The sequence below is a fragment of the Nocardiopsis halophila DSM 44494 genome (assembly GCF_000341245.1).
In the GTDB taxonomy this organism is placed as follows: Bacteria; Actinomycetota; Actinomycetes; order Streptosporangiales; family Streptosporangiaceae; genus Nocardiopsis_A; species Nocardiopsis_A halophila.
On sequence record NZ_ANAD01000266.1, the window covers coordinates 1 to 14,396 of the forward strand.

The following is a 14,396-nucleotide window of genomic DNA, read 5'->3' on the forward strand; positions in this document are numbered from 1 at the left end:
CAGGGCGTCCCGCCCGGCTGTGGACGGCGGCCGCGCCGCCCCAATGGGGCGGCGGCTATCGCACAGATACCTAAGTGCATACCGGTCGATTGCCAGGATTCCGTCAGTGACGTTGCTAATAGTGCCTGGGAGTGTGGATCGACGATGTCCTCCGTGGCTCCGGTGCGCCCGATGGGCGTGGCGGCGGGGCCGGGGCGCTGCCACGAGTGACCGATATGCCGGGACACTCCTGAATCGCCGTGTCGGAGATACCTGCGCACTGGCCGCAGGTCCGACGAATCGGCGCGGGACTCAGCGGCGCCGGGTCTGCAGGGCGTCCAGGCCGCCGGGGTGGGCGCGGCCGAGCGCGGCCATCACGCCGACCAGGGCGTCGTAGATCTTGCGGTGGTCGCGGGGGTCCATCCGCCGCGCGGCGATCGCGTCCTCGATCTGGCGCAGGTAGCCGGTGACCGCGCGGGCCCGCAGGTCCACCCGCCCCTGCGGCGGCGGCTCCGGGGGCGCCTGGCCGCGCTGTCCGCCCCTGTCCCCGGTGTCCGCGCCGCCCTCCTCAGCTGGGGCGCGGACCGTGCGCACGACGGTGCGCACCCGGGTGCGCTCGACGACTTCGCGGACCGGTTCGTCGGCGGCGCGGGCGGTGCCGGCCTGGCGGTCGCGCTCGCGCCGCGCCAGGGCGGTGCGCAGCTCGTAGTCGCGCTGGCGGTGGGACCGGGTGCAGTACCGGCGGGGGCGGCCGCCGCGGCGGCCGATGGCGATGGGGGTTCCGCACCAGGCGCAGGTGCGCTCCACGACGCGCTCGGTGGTGCGTTCGCTGATCCGGCTGACGGTTCCGGGGCCGGGCGGGATCACGGGCGGCTCGCCCTGGTCGTAGACCGCGTCCGGCGGCACGTCCTGGCGGTTCTCGGGGTCGTCCATGCCCCGGGATTCTGTCACTGACGGAACCCAACGACGTAGGCAGGAGTACGCAGGTATCTTCACTTCGCTCGATACGGCCCCGGCGCGGGGCCGGGGTCGCCAGCGTCACTGACGGAACGGGGCCTGGTGGCTGGGATGCACATCTGTATCGTCCGGCGGCCGGGCAGGGGGCCGGGGGCGGGCGGTGGCGTGTGCACCGCGAACGCCTCCACGGCACGCCTCCGATTGAACGTCACTGACGAAATACTCGTGTGGTTCCGGTGAGCCTTTGTATCTCCGGGGGAGATAGCCCGCCTCGCAGTGACCGACCGGCCCTCTGTTGCCCCCTTGGTTGCTTGGATCCGTTGAAACTCGCGAGTAACCGGCGCGCCCGTCGGCGGCGGCCGCGAGGATCGGCCTATGAGCGATGAGGAGTACGTGCCTGTGCGGCTGGTCGGCGGCCCCCGGTACTGGGCGGGCCGGTCGCTGGAGCGGATCTACCGGAGGAGCGACATCGAGGGCGCCGACCCGGACGAGCTGGGGACGATGCTGATCGTGCCCGACGGCGTCGACATCCCCGAGCGCGGTGAGGACGAGGACACCGACCCGCGGGCGGTCTACGCCCCCGAGGACGGCGACCGGTACGTGTGGCACTTCCAGGGGTGGTTCCCCTCCAGCCCGTCGGACCCGCCGCCGGGGTGGTACCTGCAGGCCCCGGAGACGCCGGCCTCCGGGCAGTAGGGGGAGGCCTCCCCCTGGGGGTGCCCGGCCCGGGAGGATCCTGGGGTTCGGGGTGTGTACGGGTGCCAGAGGTAAGGGGGGTCGCGATCCCTCCGAGGGCGCCCGGCGCGAGGGTAGAGCCGTGTGCGCGTTTTTGCGGCTAGGCCGAAGCTGGCCAGGTACTCCAGCTTGCCCGCCGCGAGGCATGCCCGGATCGTGGAAGGCGGCATTCGCCCTCCCATCGGATCAGGGGGTCCGAGATGACCAAACGTTCGAGCGCAGGTTGGACTGTTCTCCTTGCGGTTGCCGTCGCCCTCACCACGGTCACGACGTCGCCCGCCTCCGCCAGCACGACGGAGGCCCCGCCCCCGTCCGGCGCCCGTTTGCAGGACGGCTACGTCCCTCCCGAGTGCGTGGGGGGCCTGCTGCCGTGGAAGAAGGGATCGTGGGCGCGCTGCAGCTCCAAGTACGCGTTCCGGGCCTCGGTCCGCTGCAACAACGGGTATTACTACTTCGGCCCCTGGCTCAACCCTGGGAACCGCACTTCCTACGCCTACTGTCCGAGCGGGACCATCGCTACCAACTGGTACGTCGACATCCCCGAGTAGGCGGCGGCCGCCAGGGCGTTCTTCGGGGCTGTGGACAGCCCGGAGCGGGGCGCCTTGTGGGCGCCGTGCGCGGCGGGACGGGGTGGGTCCGCGGCCGCGCCCGCTTCACGGGCGGTGCCGGTGGCCGGGCTCAGTCCTGGTCGGTGAGCAGCCGGAGGATGGTCTCCTCCGTCGTCTCGTGCTCACCCTGCTGGGCCTTGCGCAGGCGCCTCCAGGCGGTGGTCCAGCGGCGGACCTCCTCGCGGTCGCCGCCGCAGGCACCGATGAAGGAACTGACGACCAGCATCTTGGGCAGGTCGGGTCCCCTGAGCGCGGTGTGGAAGGCCGTGCGGGAGACGTTGCCGCCGGTGCGGGCCTCCAGGTCGCGGAAGGAGGGGTCGCCGGCCCAGGCCCTGAACTCCCTCATGGCCTGGACGAACTGCCCGGGGGTACGGGCCTGCAGGGGGTCGGGCCGCTCGTCGTAGCCCTCCAGGTCGCTGATGGTGCCCGGGGGGCTCTCGTTCGGCCCGGCGTCCTGCACCTGGCCCAGGGTGACGTGGACGGCCGGGGCCTGGTGCGGCTCGGGGGCGGTGACCGGCTCCATGCGCACCCACCCGTAGACGGCGCCGTCGGCCTCCCGGCGCATCCGGTGGGGGTGGGCGTCGGGGGCGGGGCGGTAGACGGTCGGGCGCAGGCGGATGGCCTCGTTGGGGCCGGTGGGCTCCAGCAGGTCGGTGCTCATGCGCGCACCTCCCGGGGCGCGCCCACCACGCGGCGGGCGGCGTCGGCGGCCAGGGAGACGATGGCCGCCGAGAGCAGGGCGGCGGTGGCCAGGTCGTGGCCGGCGCCGCGCAGGGCCCAGGCGACGACGAGGACCACCAGGACGATGACGACCCGCCCGATGGCGCGGGAATCCCTCAATATCAACATATCCATTCCTTGACGATCGGAGTTCGGTTCCCGGTTGCGCACCGAGGCGATAGGAATCACGGCTTATGGGAGAGATAGGCCGGACGCCCGAATGGCGCGCACGCGGAACGCTATCCGACGCGTAAGACGCATCCAAGTGCACATAGCACAACCCGCGCCCGGAATGCGCTCACCGTTCCGTTGGGCCCCTTTTGCTCCCGGTTCACTGGTTTTGCGGGTGTGGGATCCCGGATGCGTCAGTCCCCGTCCACGGGCGTCTCAGGGCGTCCCGGATCGTCTTCGTCCGTCCTGGAGCGTCCGTTCGAGTTATGGGCGCGTCCTACTGGAAAGTACTATTCGCGGGTCGCTGGCCCGGAGCCTGAGAATCCTGGGAATCTCCTAAGTAGTTTCCCAAAAACGGGGTTTTCGGTCCGCCGGTGCGGCGATCGGAGTTGCTCATTCCCGGAGCACCCTTCCTTCCCTTTGGGGAAGGGCGGTTCCGCGGTCCGCGTTCGGCGGTGGGAGAGACCCCGGGCGCACCGGGCGCGCGGTGCTGAACTCCATCCAGTGGGCGGCGCCCTGGCCGGTCCCCCTCCGGCCAGGGAGTCGCCTACCGCAGCCTCCCCCGGGGGGCCCGCGGCGTGTCGGGCCCGTGGTCGACCATGGACCCATGGACCGCCACCGCCGCCAGGAGCCGCTCGTCCCCGCCGACTCGGGGTCGGCGCATGCCGACGTGGACCACCTGGCAGCCGTGCTGCACCGGAGGTGGGAGGAGCTGGCCGGCGGACGCGCCCGCATCGGTGACGGCGACGTCGTCCACGCGGTCACCGACAGCATCTGGGCGGGTGTGCGCGTCCCGGCGGTGCTGTGCCGCGCCTCGGCGGATCCTCTGCGGCTGCGGGCCGCCGAGGGGCAGGTGACGTGCCGGAGGTGCCAGCGGCGCCTCACAGGCCGGTCTGAGGACGTCCCGGAGGGCCAGATGAGGCTGGAGTGAGGCCGGGGTGGTCGGGGCGGTCGGCGGGGTGGTCGACCCGCCCGGGGGTCACCCGGACCGGGGCGCCGGGTGTGACCCGATCCCGGGGTTTCCGCACCCCGTTCGAGCGGCGCGGCGTGAACCCGTTGTCGCTGCTGGTCGTCACCGTGGTGGTGCGGGGGCGGGACCGTGTCCACGAGGGCGGACGCCACCAGCCCCGTCCCCGCCCTACTCGCGGGACCAGGGGTAAACGCACGACCGGGGGCGCGGTGAAAACTCTGGCCAGGCGGTCGGCGGGACCCGCGCCCGCCCACGATTCGTGAGCTGGTACCACCCGAGCGTGTTTTTTCGGCAACGCCCGGTGGGGCCGGGGCGGTGCGGGTTAGGTTCGGCGGGACGCGGCCCCAGAGCACGTATGCAGGGGGAGCCCCGGGGCCGCCTGTGTGCGCCCGCCCCATACCTCGGCCTGGCGGGCGCCCCGGGGGTCTGCCCTTCCTGACGCAGGGGCAGGCCCCCGCTTCGCGCGCGGGGCGGGGGTCGACCGGTCGACGCCGGCGGTCAGGCGAAGGTGTGGGCCTTGGTCGCCAGGTCCGGGCGGAGCCGCACCGCATCCTCGCCCAGCGACGCGAAGTGCTCGCGGATCTCCTGGGCGCTGTCCCCACCCTCGTAGAGCATGCCCAGGCACGGGCCGCACGGGATCGGGTGGAGATCGTGCAGCACGCACCCCTCCCGGGCGGCGACGCGCTCCTCCAGCTTCGCCAGCAGGGCGCGGGCGGGCTTCAGGACGGGCGGCTCCGGGTGGTCCTTGGGCAGGACGTACTCCGGGAGCGGGGACCGGGTCTCCAGCGTGTGGTCGATCTTTCCGCCCAGGGTGGTGACGGTGGCCGAGGAGGCCTGGGCGTCGGTGCGGCCGTTGCGCTCCTTCCAGGCCGCGGCAGTGGCGGCAGCCCTCCAGCACAGGCAGAGCATCTGCAGGTAGGTGAAGTGGTCCAGGCCGCGGTGCAGGTGCTCGTACAGCTCGGTGATGCGGGCTTCGGAAACCGGCGGGTATTTGTAGTCGAGCACGAGCTGCCGGTGGAGGTAGGTGTGCAGGCTGAAGGCCTCCATCGTGCGGATCTCGCCCTCGATCAGCCCCAGGTTCTCGCCGGTGCTGTGGGCGAGCAGGACGGCCGACAGGTCCGCCCAGGTGCTCGCGGGCGAGGTCGCCAGCCGGAAGGGGACCTTGTGGGGGTCGAAGCTGATGCCGCCGTCCTCTTTGACGGTGATCCCCTCGTCGGCCGAGGGGTGGACGCGGATCCAGGCACGCCGGAAAAGACGCACCATCAGCGCCCATTCGTCTGCCGAGGGGTGCATCCAGCCTGAGGTAAGGGTCTCTTGCGCAGGGATGGGGCGGCCGGTGCGGGCGTGTTCGACCATGGCGTACAGCAGGCACGCCGCCTGGACATCGATCCGCTCTTCGTCGTCGTCCGCCCTGAGCCCGCACATGCGGCGAACGCGGCGCAGCTCCGTCTCGGAGAGGCCTTCGGCCTCGCTGGGGAAGGTACCGAGTTCGAGGAACTCCTTCAGGGCCTGGCGCCGCTTCTCCTCAGCGGCCCGCTCCTGTTCTCGAGCGAGGCGGTGCCGTTCGGCCTGTTCCTCCTCGTGGGCGCGCTGGCAGGGCGAACACAGGCGCTTCACCTTGTCGTAGCGGCGCAGGTCGTCTCCGGCCAGGACTGCGGCGCCGCTGCGGTTGGCCACCTCCAGGGGCGTCTGGCAGGTCGCGCAGGTGCGGTGCAGCAGGTAGGCGGTGCTCACCTTCTTCACGTCGGCGCCGACGCGGGAGACCGCCCCCAGCTCCGCCACGGGCTCGGCCCACCCGCCGCCGGGGCCGGGGGTCCAGTACCGCTCGGCGAGCTCACGCTCCTCCGGGGCGGCGGCCGGGTCGATCTCCAGGCGGATCAGCGCCTCGCCGCCGCGGGGCAGGTCGATGACCACCGGCCCCGCGGGGCGGGGCGCGGTGCGGGTGCGCTGCTGGGGGCGGGGGCCGCGACGCTTCTTCTTGTTCTTCTTCGGCACGGTGCTCCTCCGACCTGGGGGTGGTGGGCGGCGGGAGTTCCGATACTGGCACCCGCACCGCCGCCCCGGTCGACGCTTCGGGGAAACTCCCCGGGCGGGCGGCGCCGGCTACGTCCCCGGCGGCGGGGTCTCCGGTGCGGGCCGCGTCTGCACGGTTCCCTCCTTCGTCTGCCGGGGGTCGCCCCAGAACGAGCTGAACTGCGCAAGCTCATCCCCCTCATAGGGCAGCGTCTCGACGCACACCTCCATCGCTGTCTCCCGCAGCAGCCGCAGCCACTCGTTAGCCCACACCCCGGGCCTGCGTGTGACCGAGCGCAGTGCCCTGCCCAGCGCGACCCTCTGCTCCTCGGAGATCTCGCCGAAGACCTCCAGAGCCAGGGAGGCCAGTCGGCGGAAGGCGAGGTTCACCGGCGAGAGCGCAGCAAACTCGGGCTCGGGGTCGCCCTGGGCCTTGACCAGGGTGGCGACGGTCTCCATAACCCATTCGGCCGCGTCCTCCTGAGGGTTCTCTCTGGGGACGGCGTGCAGCGAACGGGACATGACCTCCCAGAACCGCTCTGCCTCGGTCTTGGTGATCTGATCGTCCAGCGGCCGGCGCGGCGCGGGCAGCATCAGGAACAGGCGCAGCAACCGCTGCTGCGCCGGGGTCATCGACGGGTTGGGAACGGGGGGCTGGTGCTCGTCCATAGCGCCCATCCTGCCGACCGGATGCGCCACCTGTACGGCGTTCACGTAGTTCGCCCCGCCGCGCTCATTGGTGCAGCAGGGCCACCAGACACCCGCTGGGGCGCCGGGGCCGCCGCCCCACCCGCGAGAGTGGGGCGGCGGCCCTGCGGCGCTCACGCGGCACCTCAGACGCCCGCAGCGGGTTCGGGGGCCATGTCCACGAACGAGGCGTAGTGCCCCTGGAAGGCGACCGTGACATCGCCCTTGGGGCCGTTGCGGTTCTTGTCCACGATCAGGTCGGCCTCCCCCGAGCGCGGGGAGTTCTGATCGTGGGCGTCCTCCCGGTGGATCAGGATGATGGTGTTCGCGTCCTGCTCCACGCTCCCGCTCTCCCGCAGCTCGTGGGAGCGGGGGCGGGTGTCCTCGCGCCGCATCGACTCCCGGTTGAGCTGGGCCAGCACCATGATCGGCACCCCGACCTGCTGGGCCAGCACCTTCAGCCCGCGGGTCATCAGCGCGACCTCGCGCTCACGGGTGTCGGCCGACTTGGAGTCGGGGTCCTGGATGAGCTGCAGGTAGTCGATGACCACCATCCCCAGGCCCCGGCGGGCCTGCCGGCGGATCTCGGCGCGGATCTGGTTGAAGGTGATCGCCGGGTCGTGGCTGATGGCCAGCGGCAGCGCCGACAGGTCCGGCCGGGCCTTGGCCAGGCGCGCCCAGTCGTCCTCGGAGAGCTTCTTGGAGCGGATGGAGTGCAGCGGCACCCGGGCCTCGGCCGACAGCAGCCGGTGGCCGATCTCCTTGCGGTTCATCTCCAGGGACACGAACAGGGTCCGGTGCCCGGCGCGCGCGGCCGCCGTGGCCACGTTCACCCCGAACACGGTCTTGCCCACCCCGGGGCGGGCGCCGACCACGATCAGCTCGCCGGGCTGGAACCCGTTGAGCTTGGTGTCCAGGTCGGCGAAGCCGGAGGGCACGCCCATGGGGTCCTCGTCGGAGGCCAGGTCGTCGATGACGTCGGGCAGCATCTGCTCGACCTCTTCGACGGCATCGGCGCCCGGGCCGCGGCTGTGGAGGCCGCCCAGCAGCTCCTCGGCGGCCTCGGCCAGCTCGTCGGCCTCGCCCTGGCCGGAGGTGACCATCTGGAGGAACCGGGTGCCGCTCTCGAAGTAGCGGCGCTTGCGGGCCATCTCGGCGACCTTGCGCGCGTAGTAGCCCGCGTTGGCCGGGGTGATCCCCTTGCCGATGAGGCCGGCGATGTAGGTGGGGCCGCCGCACCGCTCCAGCTCGCCCTGCTCGCGCAGCTCGGCGACCAGGGCGGTGGCCTCCAGGGGGGTCCGGCGGTCGGCCATGGCCTGGACGGCGTTCCACACCGTGGCGTGCGCGGGCCGGTAGAAGTCGGCGGCGCACAGGCGGTCGGCGGCGTCGGCCAGGGCGGCATCGGCGTCCTCGGGCGACATCAGCACGCACCCGAGCACGGTCTTCTCCAGGTCGATGTCGTACAGGTGGCGCAGCTCGTCGGGGACGGCGGCCTCGTGCTCGTACACCTCGGTCATACTGGGGGTCTCCATCCTTCACAGGGGTGGGGCGGGCGGCGAGCAGCAGGCGGTCAACCGGGCTCGCCGCCCCTTTTTCACGTCCAAGGGGCGAATCGAACAGGGACAGGGGTCAGGCCGAGGCGGGCACGGCCCCGATCCGCGGATTCGCCGCCAGATCCGGGCGCGCCTGCGTGCCGACACGGGCCAGCAGCGCCCGCACCTGATCGGCCTCGGCGCCACCCGCGAACAGCTCGCCCGCGCACGGGCCGCACGGCACCGAGTTGCCCGGGTGCCGCTCGCACTCCGCGCGCTGGGCCGGGACGCGCGGCCGCGCGGCCGCCTCGGCGTCCCGGCGGACCGCCGCCAGGTGCCGCTCCAGGTCCTCGGTTGCGCACCCCTCGACGTAGCGGCCCATGACGCCGATCGGGGTGCCGTTGCGCCGGGCTGATTCGTCCAGCCGCGCGATCACGGCCTGGGCCTCCTCGGCGGTGGCGCCGGTGCGCTCCTGCACGAGTTCGGCACCGGAGTGGGAAGGCTTCCTGTTCTTCCCGGCCTTCGGCTGGTCTTCTTCTTCTCCGCCCGACCCCTGCGAGGCCTGTGGTGCGGCAGGGCTCGCGGAAGAAGAAGAGGAAAAAGAAGAGGAAGAAGTAGTGGGTGACCCGTGTTCCTGCTGGTCACTCCGCGTATCCGGGTCAACTTTCTGACCCCGCGGGTTATCTTCCTGACCCGGCGGGTTATCTTCCTGACCCGGCGGGTTATCTTCCTGACCCGGCGGGTTATCTTCCTGACCCGGCGGGTTATCTTCCTGACCCGGCGGGTTATCTTCCTGACCCGGCGGGTTATCTTCCTGACCCGCCTGCTCGGAGGGGGTGGAGGGCCAGGACGCGGCCGGGTCGCTGCTCGCGGGGCCGAACCGGGGGGCCTTACCTTCCGTGACCGCCAGGGCGTCGAAGGCGTTGCGGGCGCACCCGCACTCGTGGCGGGGGTAGCGCCAGATCGCCATGGACACCCCCCGCAACTGGGCCGACTCGCGCGAGCTGAACCGCAGGGGCGAGCCGTCCGGGGCGGTGATCTGGCCCATCGCCGCGAGGCTGCGCAGCAGCCGCAGCAGGCCGCTGGAGGAGATCACCTTCGGCTCCTCGCCGACGGCGACAGGGCCGGAGAACACCATCTGCCGGAGGTGGGCCGGGGCGATCCGGCGGGTGGGCGACTCGGTCGTGGTGAGGTTCGTCAGGACCCGCAGCAGGGTCTTCTCGGCGCCGCCCATGTGGGGGCACAGGTCGACCCACTGCAGGGTCTTGGCCTTGTAGTGGCCGTCGCCCTCGGTGGGGGCGTGGAGGGTCATCTCGGTGTCGGTCACACGTATCGCTTCCTAGAGCGCCGACACGAACCTCGCGAAGCCGTGGAGCCCACCTGCATCCCCACTACGAGGTGGGGTACGATTGCGACTAAATTGCTAGTGCTGGTGGCCTGAGCTGCGGAGATGGTGTCAACGCTCAGCTACTGGTTGTAGACGGAGCCCGGGTGGCAGCCCGGGCTTTCGTCATGTCTGGGGTTATTCGTTCCTGCGACCTTAGCGCTTACTGAGGTCACCTGGCATGACAACACCGTCCGGATGAAACCGGTGGCTCTCGCGTCACACCGATGGCCCGAAGAGAGCCCGGACCACGCGGTCCGGGCCCCGGAGGTCGTTAGGTGGCTGGTGTCTCATCCTTCTCCGGCCACGGAGAGTCCAGGTTCGCCCTGAGAGCCTCGACGTGGTCGATCACCGGGCTCACCCCGAGAGACTGGAGCAGCTGGTCTGCGGCGCCGTAGGGCGAAGGGGAGGACTGCCGCTCGGGGGAAAGGCCGGCCTCCCGGAGAAGGTCTTCGACCTGGCCGAGAAACTTGTTGCGGTCGTAGGGCTGGTACATCTCTATCTCCAGGTCATGCCGGTGATGCGTTCGTAGACCTCGACGTAGCGGTCGCGCGTGGCACGGACGATCTCGTCGGGGATCTCCGGCCCGGGCGGGGTCCGGTCCCAGTCGAGGGTGCTGGACCAGTCGCGCACGAACTGTTTGTCGAAGGCGTGCTGGGGCCGTCCAGGCTCCCACTCCTCCGCTGGCCAGAACCGGGAGGAGTCCGAGGTCAGCACTTCGTCGCCGAGGACGAGCGTCCCGTCGGCTGCGCGGCCGAACTCCAGCTTGGTGTCGGCGATGATGATTCCGCGCTCTGCCGCGATCTCGGCACCTCGCCTGTAGATCTTCAGGGTTAGTTCTCGCAGTTCATCGGAGGTCTCGTTGCCGATCTCCTCAACGACGTCGGTGAAGGTGATGAACTCGTCGTGGCCTTCGGTGGCCTTGGTCGTGGGGGTGAAGATCGGCTCGGGGAGCTTGGAGCCTTCGACCAGGCCGTCGGGGAGGGCGACGCCTGAGACGGTGCCCTGCTTCTCGTACTCCTTCAGCCCCAGCCCTGCGAGGTAGCCGCGGGCGATGAACTCCACCGGGAGCATCTCCAACCGCCGGCACCGGATCGCGCGCCCCGCCCACTCCTCCGGCACGTCGGTGGCGGAGACGAGGTGGTTCGGGGCAAGGTCGGCGAGCTGCTCGAACCACCACAGCGAGAGCTGGGTGAGGACCTTGCCCTTCTCGGGGATCGGCGTCGGCAGGACGACGTCGTAGACGCTGACGCGGTCGGAGGCGACGAGGAGCAGGTCGTCACCGTCCGCGTAGACGTCGCGGACCTTGCCGGAGTGGATCAGTTTCATGCTTCTCACTTGATCTCGTAGAAGTAGGACCGCCACCGATTGGGGCCGGAGACGAACTCGCCGAACTCGATCACGGCGTCGTCTTGGTCGAGGATCCGGTTCTGGCCACGAAGGATCGGGGAGTCCGGGTCGAGTTGGAGGGTCTGTGCCTCTTCTTCGGTGGCGGTGGAGACGGTCACCCGTTCGTCCGCCGAGGTCATGACGCGCGAGGTGCACGCTTCGATGTACGCGGGGGTCCCCTCAGGGATGCGCTCGGTCTCCAGGAGGCGAGGGGCTCGCTGAACCACGGCTCCGTCGAACCACGAGGTGGAGGCGGAAACCGGAACCGCGTCCTCGGAGCCCTCGCGGTAGGTCACCCGGATACGCCGGAGAACGGGTGCGCCAGCAGTGACGCCGAGCCCGTCTGCGACGTGTTCGGGGGCGGCGATGAGCTCAGCCGAGATGATGCGGGCGAATTCGTTCTTCGGGTAGATCTTCCCCTTCCTGCTCGCGGCGAGCCGATCACGTGCGCCCAGGACCATGTCCTGAGTGGAGACCATCGTCCCCACACCGGACACCCCTCGGACCAGTCCCTCGGCGCGCAGGGTGTTGTGCACCTTGACGGCCGTGGCCAGCGAGATTTCCCAGTCCTTCGTGAGCTGTCGAGCAGAGGGGATCCGGTCGCCGTGCTTGAGCTCTCCGCTCATGATCTGCGCGCGGATGTGCCGCACGACCTGCTTGTACGGCGGTTCATGGCGCTGAACCTGCGGCGACATGGGCGGCTCCTTTCCTCCTACAAGCGTACTAGAACGCTTTGGCGGTCCCTCAGTCAAGCCACGTGGCGTTGACCTGCGTATTTATTGGGTTAGAGGGGTGAAGGTTGACACCGTTCTAGAACGCAGCATACCTTGCGTTCTAGAACGGTGCTTGGGGATGACCGCCACATCCGCTCGGATCAGGTCTATGACCTGGGCTGATGTGTTTGGAATGGAGGTTGGGATGACGCCGGAGCAGCGCCGCCAGGTACTCGCCGAGATCGCCCGCGAGCGGCTGATCGCCCTGGTCTACGGGCCGATCACCACCGCCGAGGACTACGCCGAGCTTGCGCGGCTGGCCGAGGCCGCCGGCGTCCGCCTGGCCGACGTGCTTCCCGCGTCCGGGGAGCCGGGCGCGGACCCGCGCACCCACCGACCGATCCCCGCCCAGGAGCCCGCCGAGGAGGCCCTCGCAGACGACGAGGAAGACGCGGTGGCCCTGGACGACGACGCCGATGAGCTGACCGAGGAACAGCTGGTCTCCCGGCACACCGCCGACGTCGCGCAGATCCTCGGCACCGACGACGCGGACGAGGCCGAGGCCGTGGTCCGCAGGTGGGCCGCCGTCCCGGCGCGGCGCCGCGCTATCCGGGCCTGGCTGCTGGAGGCGGCGCGCACCGCCCGGACCGTGGCGCGGATCCGCGCCTACGACGCCTATGACCTGGCCGCCTGAGGCCGACACGAAAGAGGCCCGGTCGGAGCTAGCACCTCCGCCGGGCCGAGACACCGAAACCCAACGCACGAGAGGACTCTCGATGTCTCTGTCCAGTGTGCCCGATGCCCCGGTCGACACCACCGAGGACCGGATCTCCCTGGCCCTGGCGATCGCCGACCGCGTGGCCGCCCCCGGCCACGAGATCACCCGGATGCCCGTCCGCGAGGGGCGGCGCCTGGTCGGCGTCCTCGCCGCCTGCGACTGCGGCTGGCAGATCGTGCGCCCCACCGGCGCCGACACCGTGGTGGAGATCGCGGTTCACCGCGTCCAGGCCGCCGGCGCCATCGACAGCCCCGCCGACGACGCGGTGTTCGGGGTGATGGCGGCATGAGCCCCCACCTGCGCATCCACGCCCACGAAGTCCACAAGGACGACCTGATCCAGACCCTCGGCGGATGGCGCAAGGTCCTCACCGACCCCACCACCCGCCCCGCCCAGGCCCACACCCGCAGCGAGATCACCTCGATCAAGGTCGAGGCCCCTCCCGGCCACCACACCTCCTACCTGACGCTCGGCTACCTGGCCGACTCCCGTGTCGAGGTGCTGCGGGGTGAGGGCCGGTGACCGCGCGCGTGCTGTTCACCGCGGCCGCCGTGCTGGTGGCCGCCGCGGCCGGCACCGGGCTGCACCTCCTGGTCGGCCCGGCCGCCTGGCCCCTGATCGCAGGCCCCGCGCTGCTGGCGTGGGCCGATGCGGGCACCTGGCTGGGGCTGTGGGCCCCGGCCGATGACCCCATGCCCGCCGCCCACGAGGAGGGGGTGGCGCAGCCGTGACCACCGCAGAGCTGATCCACACCGGCGGCCTGCTGGCCGCGCTGGTGGTGCTGCTGGCCGCGCTGGCCGTCATCGTGCTGCGGCTGGCGGCCCTGCCGCTGACCGCGGCCGCGATGGCCCTGGACGCCGGCGCGTCCGGCATCACCCGCGCCCTGGCCCCGACCGCCCCGCCCCCCGACCCCGCTGGAGGTGCCTGATGGCCACGTTCATGTCGATCGCCGCCCTGGTGGGCGCCCTGGCCGGGGCCTACGGGCTGGGGCGGCTGCTGCGCCCCGATGTCGATGGCGACCTGGCCCGGCTGGCCCAGGCCCGCGCGAACCGCGCCCGCAAGGAGGAGGCCCGCCGATGAGGTTCCCGAAGCTGAGGATGCCGTGGCGGCTGGTGTGCGCCCGCACGCTGGCCGAGATGGACCTGCGCGCCCGCGACGCCGAGGAGGTCGCCCAGGAGATGGAGCGGATGCGGCGGTCCGTGCGTGTGCACCGTGAGCGGGCCGACCGCCACCGCCGGGAGGCCCTGGACGCCCTGGCCGACCGGGACGCGGCGCTGCGGGCCCTGCTCGACGCCGGGGTGGAGGTGCCCAGGCAGCGGTGGGCCCGCCCGGTCCTGGACCTCATCCACGCCCTGACCCCCGCCGGGCGGCACTGCCTGCGCGACCTGATGGACCAGGCCCGCCCGGTCCGCCGGGTGGACGGGCTGCGCGAGGGCGACCGGGTGCTGGTCTCCGGCCGGGTGCTGACGGTGGATCTGGTCCGCACCGACGGCGATCAGGCCATGGTCACGGGGCACCTCGCGGAGAGCGGCGCCCCCTGGTCGGCCTCCATGGGCGCCGGCGAGCACCTGGAGCTGGCCGACGGAGCCGAGGGGGTGGCCCGGTGAGCGTGGAACTGCTGGACGACATCCTGACCGGCCGCCGACGGGTGGCCATCTCCCACCGCGCCCACGACGGCGACCTGATGCCGCTGGTCACAGGCACCGTGCGGGGCGGCGGCCGCGGCCTGCTGCTGGTCGCAGGCGACGACGGGGCCCTGC

20 protein-coding genes are annotated in these 14,396 nt (G+C 71.6%); 10 read left to right on the top strand and 10 right to left on the bottom strand.

Annotated elements, in window-relative coordinates; translation table 11 throughout:
• Nucleotides 1-291: 291 nt before the first annotated feature.
• Nucleotides 292-912: a hypothetical protein gene (locus tag D450_RS31555; RefSeq protein ID WP_017541979.1), complete on the bottom strand. Its 621-nt coding sequence runs from the start codon at nucleotides 910-912 to the stop codon at nucleotides 292-294.
• 399 nt (nucleotides 913-1,311) lie between these two features.
• Here D450_RS31555 and D450_RS0128220 point away from each other — a divergent pair, with 399 nt between their 5' ends.
• Together D450_RS0128220 and D450_RS0128225 are read left to right on the top strand one after the other, a co-directional pair.
• Nucleotides 1,312-1,632 (top strand): hypothetical protein, encoded by a 321-nt coding sequence (locus D450_RS0128220; RefSeq protein ID WP_017541980.1) that lies wholly within the window; start codon nucleotides 1,312-1,314, stop codon nucleotides 1,630-1,632.
• A gap of 362 nt (nucleotides 1,633-1,994) precedes the next feature.
• Nucleotides 1,995-2,219 carry a hypothetical protein gene (locus D450_RS0128225; protein WP_017541981.1) on the top strand — a complete coding sequence of 75 codons (225 nt, stop codon included), beginning with the start codon at nucleotides 1,995-1,997 and terminating at the stop codon, nucleotides 2,217-2,219.
• 130 nt (nucleotides 2,220-2,349) lie between these two features.
• Here D450_RS0128225 and D450_RS34230 read toward each other — a convergent pair whose 3' ends face one another.
• Entirely contained in the window at nucleotides 2,350-2,940 is a 591-nt protein-coding gene (locus D450_RS34230; protein ID WP_017541982.1) for a hypothetical protein, read from the bottom strand.
• Entirely contained in the window at nucleotides 2,937-3,128 is a 192-nt protein-coding gene (locus D450_RS0128235) for a hypothetical protein (RefSeq protein ID WP_152520936.1), read from the bottom strand. The genes D450_RS34230 and D450_RS0128235 overlap by 4 nt, the downstream gene beginning before the upstream one ends.
• 649 nt (nucleotides 3,129-3,777) lie before the next feature.
• Between D450_RS0128235 and D450_RS0128240 the strand changes: the two genes are divergently transcribed.
• Nucleotides 3,778-4,101, top strand: a complete 324-nt coding sequence (locus tag D450_RS0128240; protein WP_017541984.1) for a hypothetical protein — start codon at nucleotides 3,778-3,780, stop codon at nucleotides 4,099-4,101.
• 537 nt (nucleotides 4,102-4,638) lie between these two features.
• Here D450_RS0128240 and D450_RS0128245 read toward each other — a convergent pair.
• From D450_RS0128245 to D450_RS0128280, 7 genes are all read right to left on the bottom strand, one after another.
• The gene (locus D450_RS0128245) at nucleotides 4,639-6,135 is read right to left on the bottom strand and encodes a hypothetical protein (RefSeq protein ID WP_017541985.1); all 1,497 of its coding nucleotides are present in this window, start codon (nucleotides 6,133-6,135) and stop codon (nucleotides 4,639-4,641) included.
• A gap of 108 nt (nucleotides 6,136-6,243) precedes the next feature.
• A complete protein-coding gene (locus D450_RS0128250; protein WP_017541986.1) occupies nucleotides 6,244-6,822 on the bottom strand; it encodes a hypothetical protein in 579 nt (192 codons plus the stop codon).
• Between the two features lie 164 nt (nucleotides 6,823-6,986).
• Nucleotides 6,987-8,357 (bottom strand): replicative DNA helicase, encoded by a 1,371-nt coding sequence (locus tag D450_RS31565; protein WP_017541987.1) that lies wholly within the window; start codon nucleotides 8,355-8,357, stop codon nucleotides 6,987-6,989.
• Nucleotides 8,358-8,469: 112 nt separating this feature from the next.
• Nucleotides 8,470-9,699 carry a hypothetical protein gene (locus D450_RS33565; RefSeq protein WP_152520937.1) on the bottom strand — a complete coding sequence of 410 codons (1,230 nt, stop codon included), beginning with the start codon at nucleotides 9,697-9,699 and terminating at the stop codon, nucleotides 8,470-8,472.
• A gap of 331 nt (nucleotides 9,700-10,030) precedes the next feature.
• Complete coding sequence (locus tag D450_RS0128270) at nucleotides 10,031-10,252, bottom strand: hypothetical protein (protein ID WP_017541990.1); 222 nt, start codon at nucleotides 10,250-10,252, stop codon at nucleotides 10,031-10,033.
• 2 nt (nucleotides 10,253-10,254) lie between these two features.
• Nucleotides 10,255-11,085 (bottom strand): phosphoribosylaminoimidazolesuccinocarboxamide synthase, encoded by an 831-nt coding sequence (locus D450_RS0128275; protein ID WP_017541991.1) that lies wholly within the window; start codon nucleotides 11,083-11,085, stop codon nucleotides 10,255-10,257.
• Between the two features lie 5 nt (nucleotides 11,086-11,090).
• The gene (locus D450_RS0128280) at nucleotides 11,091-11,840 is read right to left on the bottom strand and encodes a GntR family transcriptional regulator (RefSeq protein WP_017541992.1); all 750 of its coding nucleotides are present in this window, start codon (nucleotides 11,838-11,840) and stop codon (nucleotides 11,091-11,093) included.
• Between the two features lie 223 nt (nucleotides 11,841-12,063).
• Here D450_RS0128280 and D450_RS31570 point away from each other — a divergent pair, with 223 nt between their 5' ends.
• From D450_RS31570 to D450_RS0128315, 7 genes are all read left to right on the top strand, one after another.
• The gene (locus D450_RS31570) at nucleotides 12,064-12,552 is read left to right on the top strand and encodes a hypothetical protein (protein WP_017541993.1); all 489 of its coding nucleotides are present in this window, start codon (nucleotides 12,064-12,066) and stop codon (nucleotides 12,550-12,552) included.
• 82 nt (nucleotides 12,553-12,634) lie between these two features.
• Nucleotides 12,635-12,925 carry a hypothetical protein gene (locus D450_RS0128290; RefSeq protein ID WP_152520938.1) on the top strand — a complete coding sequence of 97 codons (291 nt, stop codon included), beginning with the start codon at nucleotides 12,635-12,637 and terminating at the stop codon, nucleotides 12,923-12,925.
• Nucleotides 12,922-13,158 (top strand): hypothetical protein, encoded by a 237-nt coding sequence (locus tag D450_RS0128295; RefSeq protein WP_017541995.1) that lies wholly within the window; start codon nucleotides 12,922-12,924, stop codon nucleotides 13,156-13,158. Before D450_RS0128290 ends, D450_RS0128295 begins: the two co-directional genes overlap by 4 nt.
• Nucleotides 13,155-13,367 (top strand): hypothetical protein, encoded by a 213-nt coding sequence (locus D450_RS0128300; RefSeq protein WP_017541996.1) that lies wholly within the window; start codon nucleotides 13,155-13,157, stop codon nucleotides 13,365-13,367. Before D450_RS0128295 ends, D450_RS0128300 begins: the two co-directional genes overlap by 4 nt.
• Nucleotides 13,364-13,564, top strand: coding sequence for a hypothetical protein (locus D450_RS0128305; protein ID WP_017541997.1), 201 nt, complete (start codon nucleotides 13,364-13,366; stop codon nucleotides 13,562-13,564). The genes D450_RS0128300 and D450_RS0128305 overlap by 4 nt, the downstream gene beginning before the upstream one ends.
• Nucleotides 13,564-13,716, top strand: coding sequence for a hypothetical protein (locus tag D450_RS33820; protein WP_017541998.1), 153 nt, complete (start codon nucleotides 13,564-13,566; stop codon nucleotides 13,714-13,716). The genes D450_RS0128305 and D450_RS33820 overlap by 1 nt, the downstream gene beginning before the upstream one ends.
• Nucleotides 13,713-14,243 carry a hypothetical protein gene (locus D450_RS0128315; protein ID WP_017541999.1) on the top strand — a complete coding sequence of 177 codons (531 nt, stop codon included), beginning with the start codon at nucleotides 13,713-13,715 and terminating at the stop codon, nucleotides 14,241-14,243. The genes D450_RS33820 and D450_RS0128315 overlap by 4 nt, the downstream gene beginning before the upstream one ends.
• Nucleotides 14,244-14,396: the final 153 nt, after the last annotated feature.